Here is a 16,625-nt window from a genome sequence, read left to right as displayed (position 1 = left end):
CGGCCCGTCACAGCGCGGCGGCGAGTTCGGTGCCCTGCTTGATGGCCCGCTTGGCGTCGAGCTCGGCGGCGACGTCGGCGCCGCCGATCACGTGCACGTTCGCACCGGCCGCGAGCAGCGCGTCGTACAGCGCGCGGCGCGGCTCCTGGCCGGAGCACAGCACCACGGTGTCGACGTCGAGCACCGAGCTCTGCCCGTCGACGGTGATGTGCAGGCCCGCGTCGTCGATACGGTCGTAGCCGACGCCCGCGACCATGGTCACGCCCCGGTGCTTGAGCTCGGCGCGGTGGATCCAGCCGGTCGTCTTGCCGAGCCCGGCGCCGACCTTGCTGGCCTTGCGCTGCAGCAGATGCACCTGGCGCGGCGGCCGCGGACGGCGCGGCTCGTCGAGCCCGCCGCGCGTGCGGTACTCCATGTCGACGCCCCACTGCCGGAAGTACACGGCCGGGTCCTCGCTCGCACCCTCACCGCCGTCGGTGAGGTACTCCGCGACGTCGAAGCCGATGCCGCCGGCGCCGATGATCGCGACCTTCTCGCCCACTTCGGCGCCGCCCGCGAGCACCTCGAGGTAGCTGACCACGCGCGGGTGGCCGACGCCCTCGATGGCGGGCGTGCGCGGCTCGACACCGGTGGCGATGACGATCTCGTCGTACGGCCCGTCGGCGAGATCGGCGGCCTCGACCCGGACGCCCAGCTTGACGTCCACACCGCGCTCCTGGAGCTGGACGCGGAAGTAGCGGATCGTCTCGTCGAACTCCTGCTTGCCGGGGACCTTTCGGGCCACGTTCAGCTGGCCGCCGATCTCCTCGGCGGCGTCGAAGAGGGTGACCTGGTGGCCGCGTTCGGCGGCGGAGACCGCGCAGGCGAGACCGGCGGGACCGGCGCCGACGACGGCGACGTGCTTGGCGCGGCGGACCGGCCCGAGAACCAGCTCGGTCTCGTGGCAGGCGCGCGGGTTGACCAGGCAGGAGGTGATCTGACCGCTGAAGGTGTGGTCGAGGCAGGCCTGGTTGCAGCCGATGCAGGTGTTGATGGTCTCGGCGCGGCCCTCGGCGGCCTTCGCCACGAACTCCGGGTCGGCGAGGAAGGGCCGGGCCAGGGACACCAGGTCGGCATGCCCGTCGGCGAGCAACTGCTCGGCCACCTCGGGGGTGTTGATGCGGTTGCTGGTGACGAGCGGGATCTCCACCGCGCCCATCACCTTCTTCGTCACCCAGGCGAAGGCGCCGCGCGGCACGGTCGTGGCGATGGTCGGGATGCGCGCCTCGTGCCAGCCGATGCCGGTGTTGAGGATGTTGGCGCCGGCCGCCTCGATCTGCCGGGCGAGCGCGATGACCTCGTCGAGCGAGGAGCCGCCGGGCACGAGGTCGAGCATGGACAGGCGGTAGACGATCAGGAAGTCCTTGCCGAGCCGCGCGCGCGTCCGGCGCACGATCTCCAGGGGCAGCCGCGTCCGGTTCTCGTACGAGCCGCCCCAGCGGTCGGTGCGGTGGTTGGTCTGCGCGGCGATGAACTCGTTGATGAGGTAACCCTCGGAGCCCATGATCTCGACACCGTCGTAGCCGGCCTTCTTCGCGAGCACGGCGGTGCGCACGAAGTCCTCGATGGTCCGCTCGATCTCGTCGTCGGTCAGCTCGTGCGGCACGTACGGCGAGATGGGGGCCTGCACCGCGCTCGGCGCGACGAGGTCCTGGTGGTACGCGTACCGGCCGAAGTGCAGGATCTGCAGCGCGATCCGGCCACCCTCGCGGTGCACGGCCTCCGTGACCACGCGGTGCTCCTCGGCCTCCTCCTCGGTGGTGAGCTTCGCCCCGCCCTCCCACGGGCGGCCCGCCTCGTTGGGCGCGATGCCGCCGGTGACGATCAGACCGGCGCCGCCGCGGGCGCGCTCGGCGTAGAACGCGGCCATCCGCTCGAAACCGCGCTCGGCCTCTTCCAGACCGACGTGCATCGAACCCATCACGACCCGGTTGGGAAGCGTGAGGAATCCCAGGTCAAGGGGGGTCATGAGGTGGGGGTAGGCACTCATCCGTGAGCTCCTCGGGCGACGGCGGGACGGTCGGCAGGGTGCCGGCAAGGTGGCCGGGGGTGGCCGGGGAAGGCGGCCGTCACTCATTATGCAACTGGTTGCACAAAGCGGGAGGGGGCCGCTGTGGGGGGTGCGTCACACCCGGCGGCCGCGCATGCACCACGACCGCCCCGGCCGCCGTCGCCATCTGGCCTGATTCGCCGGGTACGTTGCCGTCGGCGCTCCGCTCGCGTTACCGTCCCCATGGGTGCTTCAGATGCTGACGTCGTGTGACATGCGAGCATCCGCATCGAGGGGTCGAGGGAGACGAATCCGAGTGGCACGTGCCGGTGACAGCGGCTCCTTGTTGACCTGCACGTTCTGCGGGAAGAGCCAGAAATCGGTCCGCAAGCTGATCGCGGGCCCGGGCGGGATCTGCATCTGCGACGAGTGCGTGGGGCTCTGCAACGAGCTCATCGCCGAGGACCTGGTCGAGACGGCCGACGGGACGCCCGTCGAACTGCCCACGCCGCGCGAGATCTTCGAGCATCTCGAGCGCTATGTCATCGGGCAGGAACAGGCCAAGCGCACCCTCGCGGTCGCCGTGCACAACCACTACAAGCGGCTGCGCAACAGCGCGTCCGCCGACACCGACGTGGAGCTCGGCAAGTCCAACGTGCTCCTGGTCGGGCCGACCGGCTGCGGCAAGACCTACCTCGTCCAGACGCTCGCCCGGATCCTCGACGTCCCGTTCGCCATCGCCGACGCCACGGCGCTCACCGAGGCGGGCTATGTCGGCGAGGACGTGGAGAACATCCTGCTCAAGCTGGTGCAGGCGGCGGACCACGACATCGAGCGCGCCCAGCGCGGGATCATCTACATCGACGAGATCGACAAGGTCGCGCGCAAGAGCGAGGGCCCGTCCGTGACGCGTGACGTCTCGGGCGAGGGCGTCCAGCAGGCGCTCCTGAAGATCCTCGAAGGGACCGTCGCCTCGATCCCGCCGCAGGGCGGCCGCAAGCACCCGGGCCAGGAGTTCATCCAGCTCGACACCACCCAGGTCCTGTTCATCGTGGGCGGCGCGTTCGCCGGCCTGGAGGAGATCGTCGAGCGCCGCGCGTCCCACCGGACGATCGGCTTCGGCCCGACGCCGCTGCACGCACCCGAGCCGCTGAGCGACGTCACGGCCGCGGACCTGCGCGAATACGGTCTGATCCCCGAGTTCGTCGGCCGCCTCCCGCTCACGACCACGGTACGGGCCCTGGACCGTACGGCCCTGATCCGTATCCTCACCGAGCCGCGCAACGCACTGGTCAAGCAGTACCAGAAGCTCTTCGAACTCGACGGCGTGGAGCTGGAGTTCACCGACGAGGCCGTCGCCGCGATCGCCGACCAGGCACTGCTGCGCCGCACGGGAGCCCGCGCGGCCCGCAGCGTCCTCGAAGAGGTCCTCCTGAACGTGATGTACGAGGTACCGAGCCGCGACGACGTGGCCCGCGTCGTCATCACCCGCGAGACGGTCCTCGACCACGTCAACCCGACGTTGATCCCGCGGCCGGCACAGGGCTGGGACGAACAGTCGGCGTAGCCGCCTACCGGTAGTCGTCGGGGTGGTCCTGCATCCAGACGTTGATCCGGTCCCGCACGTCGGTCAGCTCATCCATATGAGCCTCAAGATTGCCGGTCGACGTGTCGCCGCCGAGAGTCGCGCGGAGCGACTTGATCCAGGCCAGCGGTTCCGAGAAGTGACCGGCACCCTTGGGGTCGTGCCGCATCGCCCGCTCGACGCGCAAGAGTTCGTCATGGACCCGCCCCAGGTAGTACGCGCAGTTGCCCGCCCCGGGCGTACACGTGTCGTCGAGCGTGGCCTGCAGCCCGGCGAACGCGTCCCGCACCTTCTCGGGACCGGGCGAGGGCGCTTCGGATTCGGGCTCCTCGGGCTGCACGACCCCGGGCTCCTCCCCGGCCGCGGCAGGCGCCACGGAGGCGACCGGCTCACCGGCGGTGTCATCCCCACCCACGGCACACCCGACGAGCGCGGCCCCCAGCACCGCCACCGCAGCCACGGCTCTCCGCACATCCCGCCGTACGTTCCTCATGGTCCCGAGACCCCCCTCACGCCTGATCACCGCGGAGTGCGGGTGATCGCCGCCGCCATCATGACTGCTGAGCGGGACGAACAGAAGGAACGGCCACGGCCACCCTCCGTCCGCCCTGTCCGCTCCGCCCGCTACGACCGCTACGACCGCTACGACCGCTACGACCGCTACGACCGCTCGGCGTAATCCACCGTCCCGAACGGCCAGACCTCCGCCAACCACCCCTTTACGGCTTCGTACAACACCCCATCCCATTCAGCCCGATCCGCCCGCACCCACGACGAGACGTCCGCATCACGGCCTCGATCGGACGGATACACATACACACACCCGACGACATCCCCGCTCCCGACCTCGAGCACGGTGTACGTGAACCCACGCCGCCGCCGAAAGTCCTCGGCATGCCGCTCCAGATCGGCCAGATTCGCCTCGGCACTCATCCCGCCAACAGGCGGCCAACTCCCGTCCGGATAGCCGGGCGTAGCCCGAACGTGCTCAATACTGCTGCTCCAGGCTGCGTGATCCGCCTCGTTGTGCTGGGGACCCAACGGCTCCAGACGGAACCGTGGGGTCTCCAGGACACGCGGGACGTCGAAGTCATTCGGTACGAACGCGAGTTCAGTCATGGACGCGAGGCTAGAAGGGTGAGCCGGCCGAAGCATCCGATTAGCGGCGGGAAGCAACCTTCCCGCGCCGTCCTGGATCGAGGCAGCCACGACGGACCATCCCCGCCTCGACACCCCGGTCAGATGACAAAGGCCCTCGCCATGATCGGCGAGGGCCTTGGTACTGGTGGGCGCGGACGGTTTCGAACCGCCGACATCCGCCTTGTAAGGGCGGCGCTCTACCGCTGAGCTACGCGCCCGGGAGCGATCGACAGCCTACCTTGCCCGGGGCGGTGCCCCGCAAACCCGTATCCGGGGGTTATCCCCACCCCGGATCCGGGAGTCGGCCGGATCCTCTTCGGGGGCGGGCGCTTCTAGCGTCTGAGGTGAGCGCGGCGCAGTGGCCGTACCGCCCAAAGGGGGAGATGGCGATGAGTGTACGGAGCCTGGGGCGCCGGAGGATGGCGGGTTTTGCGGCTGCCGGTACGGCGGTGTTGGCGGTGGCAGTGACCGGTTGTTCCGACGTGGGGGAGGACAAGGATCCCGAGGTGCGCGGGTTCGCCTTGCAGGGGCGGGAGTTGACCGTGGATTCGGAGGACTCCGCGCTGGATGTCGTCGTCGGTGACGGCGACGAGGTGCGGGTCACTCGGTGGTTCGACGGGAGCACCGTCGTCGGCAGTGAGCCGAAGGTCAGCTGGGAGATGGTGGACGGGAAGCGGCTCGTGCTGCGGACCGACTGTGACGGCGTGATCGCCTCGTGCGAGACGAAGCACCGGATCGAGGTGCCGAGGAACGTCGCCGTAAGCATCAGGAGCCAGGACGGCCGGGTGGACGCCTCTGGCTTCAAGACTGCGATGAAGGTCCGGTCGGAGGACGGGAAGGTCGTGGTCAGGGGAGCGTCCGGCGCGCTCGACCTGGAGAGCCGGGACGGGGCGCTCGAGGTGGTCGGCGGCACGTCGAGGGACATCCGGGCCCAGGCGCAGGACGGGCGGGTGCGCCTCACCCTCGGCGCGGTGCCCGACCGGGTGGACGTGACGAGCAAGGACGGCGCGGTGGACATCGCCCTTCCTGAGGCCGCGTACAAGGTGAAGGCCGAGGCGGAGGACGGTTCCGTCGACGTGGACGTCGATCAGGACGCGTCGAGTCCGCATGTCGTGTCCGCGGTCAGTCAGGACGGCCGAGTGCGCGTGTACCCCGCGTGAGAGGGATCTTTGCCCGGCCATGGCCATAAGCGCGAACTAAACGAGCCGTGTGTTCGTCCTTAACCGGTGGGAGAATGGCCATCGGGCAAGGCGGATGACAGCACGGGAGTGGGATGTGACGGCGACACCATCGCGGCCTTACACGGAAGTTGCCCGTCCGCGAAGGTCCGCGGGTGGTGTCCGCGATGTGCTCGCTCTCGCCTTGCTGCCGCTGCCGTTGTTCGCGGCGATGCTGCCTGCGGCGTTCGCCGGGGGCGGTACGCGGCGGTGGTTCGGCGGACGCGGCGAGAGCCAGCGGGCCGACGCCCAGGCCGCGAAGGACGCGGCGGCCGCCGCGTTCTATGAGCTGGACAGCGCGCAGCGGGATCTGCGGATCTCGATAGAGACGATCACGGCGGTCGACACCTCGCCGGCGGCCCGCCGCGCGGTGGAGGAGTTCGCTGCGCTCGGGCAGCGGATCGACGAGGTCAGCCACCGCTACATCGAGGCGGTCGACGCGCATGACCTCGACCGGGACGATCTGGAGGCGTCGACCGCGGCGCGCGCCCGCACCGAGCTCACCAAGGCCAAGGACGAGCTGACCCGGGCGAAGCAGGATCTCGACCGTTTCACGCAGGGCCTCGGCCCGCTGCTCGACAAGGCCGAGACCCAGCTCGCACGGCTCGCCCCGGCGGTCGAGCGGGCCCGTCAGACACTGCTCGCGGCCAGTACGGCACTGGATTCCGTACGGGCCTCCGGTCTGAAGGCCGACGATCTCGCGGCGCGGCTCGCGGCGCTCGGCCCGGAGCTGACCAAGCTGAACCAGGGCGCCGGACGCCACGGCGTCGCGGACACCCTGCACCGCGCCGAGCGCGTGGCGCGCGACGGCGAGGCCGTGCGCGCGGAGGCCGAGCGGCTGCCGGAGCGTGCGGCCGAGATCGACCGCCGGCTCGTCTCGCTGCGCACCCGGGCGCAGGCGCTGACCACCCGGTCCACGCAGGTCGAACCGATCCTCAGCGAGCTGCGCCGCCGCTTCACCACGAACTGCTGGCAGGACCTGCAGGCCGTGCCCGCCCAGGCCGCCGAGAACGTACGGCAGGCCGAGACCAAGCTGGCCGACGCCCGCAAGGCACGCGACGAGCAGCGCTGGCCGGACGCGACGGCGCTGCTGGGCACGGTGCGTGCGTTGCTCAACGCGACCGATGAGGCCGTTTCCGCTGCCGGTGACCGTCTGACCAGGCTGAACGCCGTGTCCAAGGATCCCGAGCAGGAGATCCAGCGGACCCGGTTCGCGATCCGGGACGCACAGCGGCTCGCGATGGCCGGACGCAACACCGCCGACCCCCGGCACGCCCGCCCGCTGGACGAGTCGGTGGCCCGCCTCGACCGCGCCATCGCCGACCTGGAGGGCCGCCACCCCGACTACTGGCGTTTCCTCACGGAGACGGAGTCGGTACGGAACACCGTCGCCCGCGTGGTCGCGCAGATCCGCGAGGAACGCGGGGCCGGGGCAGGCTGAGCCACGGTCCCCCTCACGTGCCGGGAGGCCGCCCGCGTGACATTGCGTCTCCTCGGGCGGATGCTGGAAGTACGTACGCGCCAAAACACCACGTACGCCTGCACGACCTCCACGACCACAGGGAGGCGGACATGGCCACGCATGTACTTCGCCCCGGATCCCGGCGGCGCATCACCCTCGACGAGCACCTGCCCGTCGACCACCGGCTGAGCAAGGTCTACCGGATCGGCGCGGGGCTGACCGGTCTGCTGCTGCTCGCCTTCGGCATCCTCGGCCTGATCGACAAGATCGGCTTCTTCGACACGGGCGGCGACCGTGTGCTCGGGCTCAACACGAACGGCGCGCTGAGCGTGCTCTCGATCTGCGTGGGGCTGCTCCTCCTCGCGGGCATGGTGATCGGTGGCAATTTCGCCTCAACCCTCAATATGGTGCTGGGTGTTGCCTTCATCGCCAGTGGGTTCATCAATCTCGCTCTGCTCGAAACGGGTCTCAACTTCCTCGCGTTCAAGATCCAGAATGTGCTGTTCAGCTTCGTCGTCGGCGTGATGCTGATGTTCTTCGGCATGTACGGACGGGTCAGCGCGACGCTGCCGCACGACAACCCGTACTGGAAGTCGCGCCACCCGGAGCAGGCCGCACGCGAGGAGCGGGCTGCGGCCCACTGATCGGTCGGTTGATCGGTCGGTTGATCGGTCGGTTCACAGTGGTGATCGTCGCGGGCCGCCGGGACGAGTGACGCCCCTGCTGCTCGCGGCGCCGGCCCACTAATCTGTTCGCATGCCCCGCTACGATTTCCGCTGCCGGACCTGCGGCGACACCTTCGAGGTCAGCCGCCCCATGTCCGAGTCCTCCGCACCCGCCGACTGCCCCGCCGGTCACACGGACACCGTCAAACTGCTGTCCACGGTCGCCGTCGGCGGCACGTCCTCGGCGCCCGCTCCGGCCGGAGGCTCCGGTGGCGGTGGCGGTGGCGGCTGCTGTGGCGGGGGTTGCTGCGGTTGACAAGGGGCGGAGGCGCCGTCGGCCCGGGAGGGCCATCGGAGCTGGCGAGGGCGTAGGCACCGGCCGTCCGGCACCGGCGAGGTGCCGGTAGCACCGGCCGTCCACCCCCGGTGATAGCGCTACCTCACAGCCGCCGCGCCAGCGTCACACCATCCGCCACGGTCAGCATCACGCTCTCCACACGGTCATCCGCCCGCACCACCTCGTTGAACTCCTTGATCGCCGCCGCGGCGCCTTCCGGCCGCGGGTCGGTCACCCTGCCGCGCATGAACACGTTGTCGACCACGAGCAGCCCGCCCGGTCTCATCCTCGGCACCAACTCCTCCCAGTAGGCGATGTAGTTCTCCTTGTCGGCGTCGAGGAACGCCAGGTCGATGTGCGGCTCCTTCGGCAGGCCGGCGAGGGTCTCGGTGGCCGGAGCGATCCTCAGATCGATCAGGTCGGCGACACCTGCCTCCTCCCACGCCCGCCGTGCGTACGCCGTCCACTCCTCGGAGACGTCACAGGTGATCAGCGCTCCGTCGGAGGGCAGCGCCTGCGCCATCGACAGCGAGGACAGGCCGGTGAACGTGCCGACCTCCACGACCTGGCGCGCTCCCGTGAGCCGCACGAGGAACGCCAGCAATGGCCCTTGTTCCCAGGCCACTTGCTTGCCCGCGACGTCCGGGAACCTCGCGCGGGTCACCTCGATCAGTTCGCGCTGGACCGGATCCGGCGCGGGGTTGTGCTCCAGCATGTACGCATGAAGCTCATCCGTGAGTGGTGTGCGCCTGCCGCTCGCCATTGAGTCTCCCTCCTGTTGAGCCGATCGCAGCATTCGTCGAGTCGAGTCGAGCCGAGCCGCGTCGTACCGGGCACCGTTCGGTGCCGTTCCGTCGGTCCGGACCGCTGCCTGTCCGCGTGAGAACCCGCCCTACTCCCCCAAGTACCGCAGCACAGCCAGCACTCGGCGCGATACCCCCGGCGTCCCGGAGAGCTCCAGTTTGTCGAAGATCGCGTTGATGTGTTTCTCCACCGCGCTCTGGGAGATGTGCAGCCGAGTCGCGATCACCGGGTTGGTGTGCCCCTGGGCCATCTCCGCCAGCACACCGCGCTCGCGTGCCGTCAGGCGCTCCAGGAGGTCCGCATGGGTGGAGCGCCCGAGAAGCTGCGCCACCACCTCGGGATCGAAAGCGGCTCTCCCTTCGTTGACCCGCTCCAACGCGTCCAGAAATTCGTCGACTTGGACCACACGGTCCTTGAGCAGATATCCCACCCCTTCGGTCTCCCCGGTCAGCAACTCCGTGGCATAGCGCTTCTCCACGTACTGCGAGAGCACCAGCACCCCCACGCCCGGCCAGCGTCTGCGGATCTCCATGGCCGCGCGCAGCCCTTCGTCACTGTGCGTCGGAGGCATCCGTACGTCCGCGACCACCACATCGGGCTGCTGCTGTTCGACAGCGGCCACGAGTTGCTCGCCGTCGCCGACGGCGGCCAGCACCTCGTGCCCCTCCTCCAGGAGCAGGCGCACCAACCCTTCACGCAGCAAGGTCGAGTCCTCGGCCAGCGTTACGCGCACGGCAACTCCACGGTGATCAGGGTCGGTCCGCCGGGCGGACTGTCGACCACAAGTGTGCCGTCGAGCGCCGCGGCCCGACGCTGCAGACCCACCAGGCCACCGCCCGAGGGGTCAGCTCCCCCGGTCCCGTTGTCCTCGATGCTCACCACGAGCACGCCGGACTCCTCCCTGAGCCGCACACGTATCCCTGTCGCCTCCGAGTGCTTGACCGCATTGGTGACGGCCTCGGACACCACGAAGTACGCGACAGTCGCAACGGGTCTGCTGGGCTCGGCCGATATCTCGTACTCGAGCCGCACAGGGATCGAGGTGCGCTCGACCACGGTCTCGAGCGCGACCGCCAGCCCTTCCTCGTCGAGGGCTATCGGGTAGACACGCCAGGCGACTTCCCGCAGATCCTCGAGGGCCAGGCGGCTCGCCTCGTGTGCTTGGCGCAGCAACTCCTCCCTGCGCTGGGGGTCCTGGCCGCGCAGGGCCCGGCCGATCAGCATGCCGAGTGCCACCAGTCGCTGCTGGACACCGTCGTGCAGATCGCGCTCGATGCGCCGCCGCTCGTCATGGACCGCTTCGACGACGCCGGCGCGGCTGACCGCGAGCTCCTCGATCCGGCGCTGCAACTCCTCCTGCTCGCTCGGTCCGAGGAAGTGGCGCGCCAGCTTCTGTTCGAGGCGGACGACGGCCAGCATCCCCTGCAGCGAGAGGAAGAGCAGGAACAGGCCCGCGAATCCGCTGAACAGCACGGCACTCGGGCTGTTCACCTCCCCCACGAACCAGCCGATGAACAGGTAGACGCCGTACGCCGCGCCGATGAGGGCGCAGAAGAAGCAGACGGCGCCGACCAGGCCCAGGGGCCAACGGGCCGCGAGATAGCGCAGCGCTCGCTCGGACGTATAAGAGGACGAGGACTCGGCGTGCAGATAGAACGCGAGGCGCCGCCGCTCCCACTCGACCAGCGTGCGCACGAGCGTGTGCACCGGCCGGAGCACCGCGCTCCGCGCCCGCGGCCACGCCTGCACAAGAAGCAAGGACAGACCCGAGAGCAGCGCGAAGAGCAGCTCGGCGACTGCCGAGCAGGCGCCGAGCGCGAGTCCTGTTGCGAGCCGGAGCCCGCGGCGTGCCACAGATTTCATGATCAGCCAGGCTAGAGCCGGCCGCCGGCCGAGCGCACTGCGGTAAACCGCAATTCCTTCCTGCGGTGCACCGCAGGAATTCCCTGCGGCCGGCTTCAGTGTGCCTTCAGCCGCGGATTTCTACCGTGGACTCATGATCGATGACAGCGCAACTCAATGGATCAACTCGCTCATGGACACGCTCGGCGCGCCTGGCGCCGGGCTCGCCATCGCGCTCGAGAATCTGTTTCCGCCGCTGCCCAGCGAGGTGATCCTGCCGCTCGCGGGCTTCGCCGCGAGCACAGGCGGGATGAGTCTCGTCGCCGCCCTGGTGTGGACGACGATCGGCTCCGTCGTCGGCGCGCTCGCTCTTTACGGAGTCGGGGCGGTGCTCGGCCGCGACCGCATGGTGGCGCTCGCGGCGAAGGTGCCGCTCGTCAAAGTGTCGGATATAGAGAGGACAGAGGCGTGGTTCCAGCGGCACGGGACCAAGGCGATCTTCTTCGGCCGCATGGTGCCGATCTTCCGCAGTCTGATCTCTGTCCCGGCCGGTATCGAGCGGATGCGCCTTCCCGTGTTCCTCGGCCTGACCACGCTGGGCAGCGCGATCTGGAACACGGTCTTCGTCCTCTCCGGCTATCTCCTGGGCGAGAACTGGGAGGAGGTCACGGGCTATGTGTCCGTGTACTCCAAGGTCGTGCTGATAGCCGCGGTCCTCGCCGTGCTGCTCTTCATGGCCCTGCGGATCTTCAGGCCCGGTCGCGGCCGGCGGCGAGGAAACGACGCAGAATCTCCTCGCCCGCAGCGGCTCCCCGCTCGTCAAGGACGGTGAGCTGCGGCGCCTGCCAGCCGGAATCGGCGAGCTCGCCATGCCCGGGACGCCAGGATTGGTCGGCTGCAAGAAGCAGGTCGGCGTCGAGAAGGGAGTCTCCGGCGGCGAGCGTGAGCCCGGCTCCCGTACGGCGGGCGACTTCCCGCATGGCGGCGCTCTTGGTCAGCGGCTTCGGCACCGCGTAGATCTTGCGGCCTTGCAGGGAGACGGTCCAGCCGCGGCCCTCGGCCCACTCGCCGAGCTCCTTGACCCAGCCCTCGGGCAGCAGCGCGCGCTCGACCACGAGATACGCGAACAGGTCCTCGGCCACACGCTCCTTCAGGAGCCACGACTCGTCGGCGGTACGCAGCAGGTGGTCGCGTACCTCGGCAAGGGAGGCGCACTCCTCGGCCAGGCGTGCGGCGACCTGGCGTTGCCAGTCGGGGTCGGAAACACCGTCGACCAGGACGTGACCACCGTTGGCACAGATGGCGAACTTCGGCGCGGGACCAGGGAGGTGGATACGGCCGTACTGCTCGCGGGTGCGCGTGGTGGTCGGCACGAAGACGGTGCTGCGGCCCAGCTCGACCAGGAGTTCGGCGGCGGTTTCCGTGACATAGGAGAGCGGCTTGCCCTCATATACCTCGACGCAAAGGAGGCGTGGTGCGTCCGCATCGGACATGGAGAGCTGCAGCGCTGGAGCGGAGTAGATCAGCGTACGGTCGAGATCGCTGGCGACCAGTGTCGGGCCGTCCGCTGCCTGCGGGTTCACGGAGTTGCTCACTTGGTCGACACCGCCTTGCCGTCCGCGCCGGTCGCGCCGCGGGTGAAGCGGGGGTGGATCAGGCCGACGCAGGTGTACGGGAGGCCGTCCACTTCCTCGACGGGGACGCCGCGTTGTTCGGCGAGGAGTCGGACGTGGTCGAGGTCCGCGCCGGCGCCGCGCTGGGCGAGCACCTTCCAAGGGACGCGGCGCAGCAGGACGCGGGTGGTCTCGCCGACGCCGGGCTTGACGAGGTTGACGTCGTCGATGCCGTACTCCGCGCTGATCCGCTCGACAGCGGCCCAGCCCTCCCAGGTGGGGGTGCGGTCGGCGGTGAGCAGTTCCTTGACCTGGACGTCCACCGCGTCGGCCACCTCGTCGAAGCGGGCGGCGACCGTGTCGAGGAAGTGCTCCGACACATCGGCACCGGCCAGTTCGCGGTAGAACTTCGCGCCGTGGAAGTCGTTCGCGCCGACCAGGTCGGAGCGGAGCACGGTGCGGGATATCAGGCCGGACACCGTGGAGTTGAGGCAGGCGGAGGGGATGAGGAAGTCCTCTCGGGTGCCATAGGTGCGGACGCAGGAGCCCGGGTCGGCCAGCACGGCTATCTCCGGCGAGAAGCCTGTGGCACCGCCCTTCGCCTCGAACTCCTCGATGGCCTGGGCGAGTTCGCGGGTGATCGCGCCCTTGCCGGTCCAGCCGTCGACGAACACGACGTCGGCGGGGTCGTGGTGGGCGGCGAGCCAGCGCAGCGCGTTGGCGTCGATACCGCGGCCGCGCACGATCGAGACCGCGTAGTGCGGCAGGTCGAGGCCGTGGCGGCGCTGGGCCCAGCGGCGCATCAGTACGCCGACGGGGGTGCCGGCGCGGGCCAGGGAGACGAGGACGGGGCGGGCGTCGTCACGGCCGGCGGTCCGTGCGGCGTGCTCGGCGAGCACCGTCTCGGTCACCACGCCGACGGCCTGCGCGATCCGGTCCGACGACGTGCCGAGGGCCGCCTTGAAAAGGTCCTGGTACTGCTCGCTCGGCTGGTACTCGACGGGCAACGACTCCGCGTAGTGGGCGCCGCCGCTCTGGATCGCCTCCTCGCGCTCCTCCGTCGGTGCCTCCAGCTCTACGTCCGAGAGGTCCTGGAGCAGCCAGCCCACCTCGTCCGGCGCGTAGGAGGAGAAGGCGGGGCCGCGCAGGGGCTCGGGCAGGGTCACGTGGTCCTCGGCAGTGCTGGTGGGCGCCTGCGCGCGGGGCGCGGCGGGAACGTACGAGGGGACGACGGCAAGCAGGACCTGGTCGGCGTGCAGGCTGAGCTGGGCCAACAGGCCGTCGGGGGCGTGCAGTTCGGGGGTGTCGGCCACGGAGTCGACGACGGCGACGACGGTGTCGAAGCCGCCGCCGGCCACGTTGTACGCGAAGCGGGGGCCGGGCCCGTCGGCCGGGGTGTCGTGGGCGGGGAAGGTGAGCCGGGTGCGGATCGCGTAGCCGGGGTCGTCCACGGCCAGGACGGGCGAGCGGGTCGTGGTCGAGAAGCGGACCTCGGCGTCGGTGAGCTCCTCCAGGGCGGTACCGAGCGCGAGCGGTGCGTACATCAGCTCCTCGAAGCCGAGGACGAGCACGTTCCGCGCGCCGTCGAGTTCCTCGGCGATCCGCCCGGCCATCGCGGGCAGCGCGGCGTCGAGGGCGCTGCGGTGCGCGGGCGTGAAGCCGTGCCGACCGCCGTCGGGGACACCAGCGGGCCAGCCCAGCTCGATCCGCCGCACGGGCGCGCGACCGGCCTGAGACGGTGTGGCCCGCCCGGAAACCGCAGGCTCGGGCGCCCCCTCGGACGCCCCCTCGGACGCCTCCCCGGGAGCCGCCTCGGATGCCTCCCCGGACGCCGCCTCGGACGCCGCCTCGGACGCCTCCTCATGCTCTTGCACGAGCGCCTGCCCCTTGGCCAGGACGCCCTCCGGCAGCCGTACGGTGCCCGAGGCCGTGGCGATGAGGTCCACACGGGCACCGATCTCCTCGGCGAACTCCGCGAGGCGGCCCCGGTCCCCGGAGGAGCGCATGTCGACGAGGGCGACGATCACGTACCGCTCGCGGGGGTAGCGCTCGTGCAGGGCGCGGATGGTGTTGAGGACCGTGTTGCCGGTGGAGAACTCGTCGTCGACCAGCACGAGCGGTCCGTCCCCGGCGAGCAGGGCCGGGTCCTCGGGCAGCAGGAGGTGGGAGGTCGCGTGGGAGTGCGACTCCTCGAAGCCGCCTGCCGTGGCGACCGTCGCGACGGGGCGGCGCGTGGAGTGCAGATACGGGGCGAGCGCCAGGCCGTCCGCCACCGCGTGGCCGAGGCCGGTCGCGGTCTCCGCGTAGCCGACCACCACGGAGCGCGTGGCGTCGGCGTCGCCGAGCAACTCCCGTACCCGCAGTCCGAGTTCATGTCCCGCACGCCAGACCACCCGCGGGCTCTGCGGCACGTGCTTGCCGAGCACCTGCGAGACCAGCAGGTGGGCGCGCTTGGGGTTGCGGCGCAGGGCGAGGCCCAGCATGTCGTTCAGTCGCGCATCGCCGATCAGCTCCACGCCAAGTCGCTCGGCGACCCAGGTACCCGACCACACCACGTTCTTCGTCTTCCTCACGTCCGTCATGTTCGTCCAGGTCAGCCGGGCAGTCCGGCGGTGAGCAGCTCCACGAAGCCGACGTCCGCGTGCGCGACGCCGAAGACCTGTGCGCGCTGCAGGGTCCGCTCGGCCCAGGCGCGGTGCGGCTTCACCTCGTTCATCTTGTTCGTGTACGCGGAGCGCATCACGCCTCCGCCGTCCCGCTCGGGCCGCAGGATGTCCTGGGCGTCGCTGAACTCCTCGTGGCTGACCACCGACATCGCGTGCACGGGCAGCACGTGCGAGGGGTGGATACAGGTCTTGCCGAGCAGTCCGTTGGCGCGGTCGAGCGCGATCTCGCGGAGCAGCCCGTCCATGTCGTGCTCGATGAGCGCGGTGCGCAGTTCCTCGGCCCGGCCGAGGAAGGGGCTGGCGCGCAGTTGCGGCTTGAACATCCGCTCCTGGTGGCGGAAGTACTCCCACACCGGTCCGGTCACGGTGAAGCCCGTGCCGTCGGCGCGGCCCAGGACGTTGACCACGTCGGCGATGACGGAGGCGACGATGTGGACGTCGTACGCCGTCATGTCCGGCGGCCTGCGCAGGCCGTACGCGGAACAGAAGTCGGTGACGCCGAGGCGCAGCGCGAGCACCCGCTCGCGGTACTTGTCGACGGTGCGGGAGATCCCGGCGAGGGTGTCGCCGCGGGTTTCGAGGTGCAGCAGCTCGGGTGACTCGAGGACGGGCATCGCGAAGAGGCGCCGCCCGCAGGCGGCCTCGGCCGCGGTCAGCGCCTCCATGAAGGGCACTCCGCGTTCCTCGGTGAACTTCGGCAGGACGAAGCCGGACAGCAGGGACACGGAGGCGCCGAGGCGGGTGACGAGGTCGGTGATCTGTGCGGGCCTGCGCACCCGTATGAACAGGAGGGGGAGATCGGCGGCGGCCGGCGGCTCCTGGGCCTCGGCCATCGCGGCTAGCGCGGCGAACTGGGTGACGAGGTTCTCCTCGGCTCCCTCGACCTCCGCGTCGTCGATGGAGTCCTCCAGGCAGAGCACCATCGAGACCACGCCGCGGCGTGCCTGCTTGAGGATGTCCTGGGCGAGCTTCGGGCGGGTGGCCGGGCTGTACAGGGTCGCGCCGAGGGCCGCCGAGAGCAGGGGGGCGGGAGAGTCGCCAGTGAACTCTCCGGGCTCCTGATGGAACAGGACCTTCCGGTTCTCAGGCGCTATATGCCCGAAATGACGCATGAGACTCCCCCGTAATGGCAAAGGCGACCGCTGATGTGGCCGGTAATAGTACGTAGGAGCGTGTGTCCACAGTTCCCTTCACGCATGAAATTCAGGTAACCCGGCCATGACCGACACTCTTGCACGAGTCGGATTCCGGTCAAGGTCCCGGGG

16 protein-coding genes and 1 tRNA gene are annotated in these 16,625 nt (G+C 70.1%); 7 read left to right on the top strand and 10 right to left on the bottom strand.

Annotation, left to right across the window (positions count from 1 at the left end; all coding sequences use genetic code 11):
* Window positions 1-7: 7 nt before the first annotated feature.
* Window positions 8-2,029, bottom strand: coding sequence for an FAD-dependent oxidoreductase (locus ACIBI4_RS27290; protein ID WP_399206712.1), 2,022 nt, complete (start codon window positions 2,027-2,029; stop codon window positions 8-10).
* A gap of 316 nt (window positions 2,030-2,345) precedes the next feature.
* Here ACIBI4_RS27290 and clpX point away from each other — a divergent pair, with 316 nt between their 5' ends.
* A complete protein-coding gene (gene clpX / locus ACIBI4_RS27285; RefSeq protein ID WP_399206711.1) occupies window positions 2,346-3,596 on the top strand; it encodes an ATP-dependent Clp protease ATP-binding subunit ClpX in 1,251 nt (416 codons plus the stop codon).
* 4 nt (window positions 3,597-3,600) lie between these two features.
* Here clpX and ACIBI4_RS27280 read toward each other — a convergent pair whose 3' ends face one another.
* Window positions 3,601-4,074, bottom strand: coding sequence for a hypothetical protein (locus ACIBI4_RS27280; protein ID WP_399206710.1), 474 nt, complete (start codon window positions 4,072-4,074; stop codon window positions 3,601-3,603).
* Between the two features lie 75 nt (window positions 4,075-4,149).
* Here ACIBI4_RS27280 and ACIBI4_RS27275 point away from each other — a divergent pair, with 75 nt between their 5' ends.
* The gene (locus ACIBI4_RS27275; protein WP_399206709.1) at window positions 4,150-4,293 is read left to right on the top strand and encodes a hypothetical protein; all 144 of its coding nucleotides are present in this window, start codon (window positions 4,150-4,152) and stop codon (window positions 4,291-4,293) included.
* Here the strand turns inward: ACIBI4_RS27275 and ACIBI4_RS27270 are convergent.
* Together ACIBI4_RS27270 and ACIBI4_RS27265 are read right to left on the bottom strand one after the other, a co-directional pair.
* Window positions 4,275-4,733: a GNAT family N-acetyltransferase gene (locus tag ACIBI4_RS27270; RefSeq protein ID WP_399206708.1), complete on the bottom strand. Its 459-nt coding sequence runs from the start codon at window positions 4,731-4,733 to the stop codon at window positions 4,275-4,277. The genes ACIBI4_RS27275 and ACIBI4_RS27270 overlap by 19 nt on opposite strands.
* Window positions 4,734-4,897: 164 nt before the next feature.
* Window positions 4,898-4,972 (bottom strand) — tRNA-Val (locus ACIBI4_RS27265).
* Between the two features lie 288 nt (window positions 4,973-5,260).
* Between ACIBI4_RS27265 and ACIBI4_RS27260 the strand changes: the two genes are divergently transcribed.
* The 4 genes from ACIBI4_RS27260 to ACIBI4_RS27245 all read left to right on the top strand — a co-directional run bounded on the left by ACIBI4_RS27260 (window position 5,261) and on the right by ACIBI4_RS27245 (window position 8,414).
* Window positions 5,261-5,914, top strand: coding sequence for a DUF4097 family beta strand repeat-containing protein (locus ACIBI4_RS27260; RefSeq protein WP_399206707.1), 654 nt, complete (start codon window positions 5,261-5,263; stop codon window positions 5,912-5,914).
* 115 nt (window positions 5,915-6,029) lie between these two features.
* Entirely contained in the window at window positions 6,030-7,412 is a 1,383-nt protein-coding gene (locus ACIBI4_RS27255) for a hypothetical protein (RefSeq protein WP_399206706.1), read from the top strand.
* 131 nt (window positions 7,413-7,543) lie between these two features.
* A complete protein-coding gene (locus ACIBI4_RS27250; protein WP_399206705.1) occupies window positions 7,544-8,077 on the top strand; it encodes a DUF4383 domain-containing protein in 534 nt (177 codons plus the stop codon).
* A 112-nt stretch (window positions 8,078-8,189) separates the two neighbouring features.
* Window positions 8,190-8,414, top strand: coding sequence for a zinc ribbon domain-containing protein (locus ACIBI4_RS27245; protein ID WP_399206704.1), 225 nt, complete (start codon window positions 8,190-8,192; stop codon window positions 8,412-8,414).
* Between the two features lie 124 nt (window positions 8,415-8,538).
* On the opposite strand, the gene ACIBI4_RS27240 is transcribed toward ACIBI4_RS27245, so the two are convergent.
* The 3 genes from ACIBI4_RS27240 to ACIBI4_RS27230 form a co-directional block, all read right to left on the bottom strand.
* The gene (locus tag ACIBI4_RS27240; RefSeq protein ID WP_399206703.1) at window positions 8,539-9,198 is read right to left on the bottom strand and encodes an O-methyltransferase; all 660 of its coding nucleotides are present in this window, start codon (window positions 9,196-9,198) and stop codon (window positions 8,539-8,541) included.
* 129 nt (window positions 9,199-9,327) lie between these two features.
* Entirely contained in the window at window positions 9,328-9,972 is a 645-nt protein-coding gene (locus ACIBI4_RS27235) for a response regulator (RefSeq protein ID WP_399206702.1), read from the bottom strand.
* The gene (locus ACIBI4_RS27230) at window positions 9,963-11,102 is read right to left on the bottom strand and encodes a sensor histidine kinase (protein WP_399206701.1); all 1,140 of its coding nucleotides are present in this window, start codon (window positions 11,100-11,102) and stop codon (window positions 9,963-9,965) included. The genes ACIBI4_RS27235 and ACIBI4_RS27230 overlap by 10 nt, the downstream gene beginning before the upstream one ends.
* Window positions 11,103-11,235: 133 nt before the next feature.
* On the opposite strand from ACIBI4_RS27230, the gene ACIBI4_RS27225 reads away from it, so the two are divergent.
* On the top strand, window positions 11,236-11,913 hold the full coding sequence (locus ACIBI4_RS27225; protein WP_399206700.1) for a DedA family protein: 678 nt from the start codon (window positions 11,236-11,238) through the stop codon (window positions 11,911-11,913).
* On the opposite strand, the gene ACIBI4_RS27220 is transcribed toward ACIBI4_RS27225, so the two are convergent.
* From ACIBI4_RS27220 to ACIBI4_RS27210, 3 genes are read right to left on the bottom strand one after another with little or no spacing between them, the layout of a single operon-like run.
* Window positions 11,831-12,676, bottom strand: a complete 846-nt coding sequence (locus ACIBI4_RS27220; RefSeq protein WP_399206699.1) for an HAD family hydrolase — start codon at window positions 12,674-12,676, stop codon at window positions 11,831-11,833. The genes ACIBI4_RS27225 and ACIBI4_RS27220 overlap by 83 nt on opposite strands.
* Window positions 12,673-15,276: a phosphoribosyltransferase gene (locus ACIBI4_RS27215; RefSeq protein ID WP_399206698.1), complete on the bottom strand. Its 2,604-nt coding sequence runs from the start codon at window positions 15,274-15,276 to the stop codon at window positions 12,673-12,675. The genes ACIBI4_RS27220 and ACIBI4_RS27215 overlap by 4 nt, the downstream gene beginning before the upstream one ends.
* A gap of 11 nt (window positions 15,277-15,287) precedes the next feature.
* Window positions 15,288-16,472 carry an HpcH/HpaI aldolase/citrate lyase family protein gene (locus ACIBI4_RS27210; RefSeq protein ID WP_399206697.1) on the bottom strand — a complete coding sequence of 395 codons (1,185 nt, stop codon included), beginning with the start codon at window positions 16,470-16,472 and terminating at the stop codon, window positions 15,288-15,290.
* Window positions 16,473-16,625: the final 153 nt, after the last annotated feature.

It is taken from the genome of Streptomyces sp. NPDC050418 (assembly GCF_044458745.1).
Classification (GTDB): Bacteria; Actinomycetota; Actinomycetes; order Streptomycetales; family Streptomycetaceae; genus Streptomyces.
This window is presented reverse-complemented; position numbering and strand designations above follow the sequence as displayed.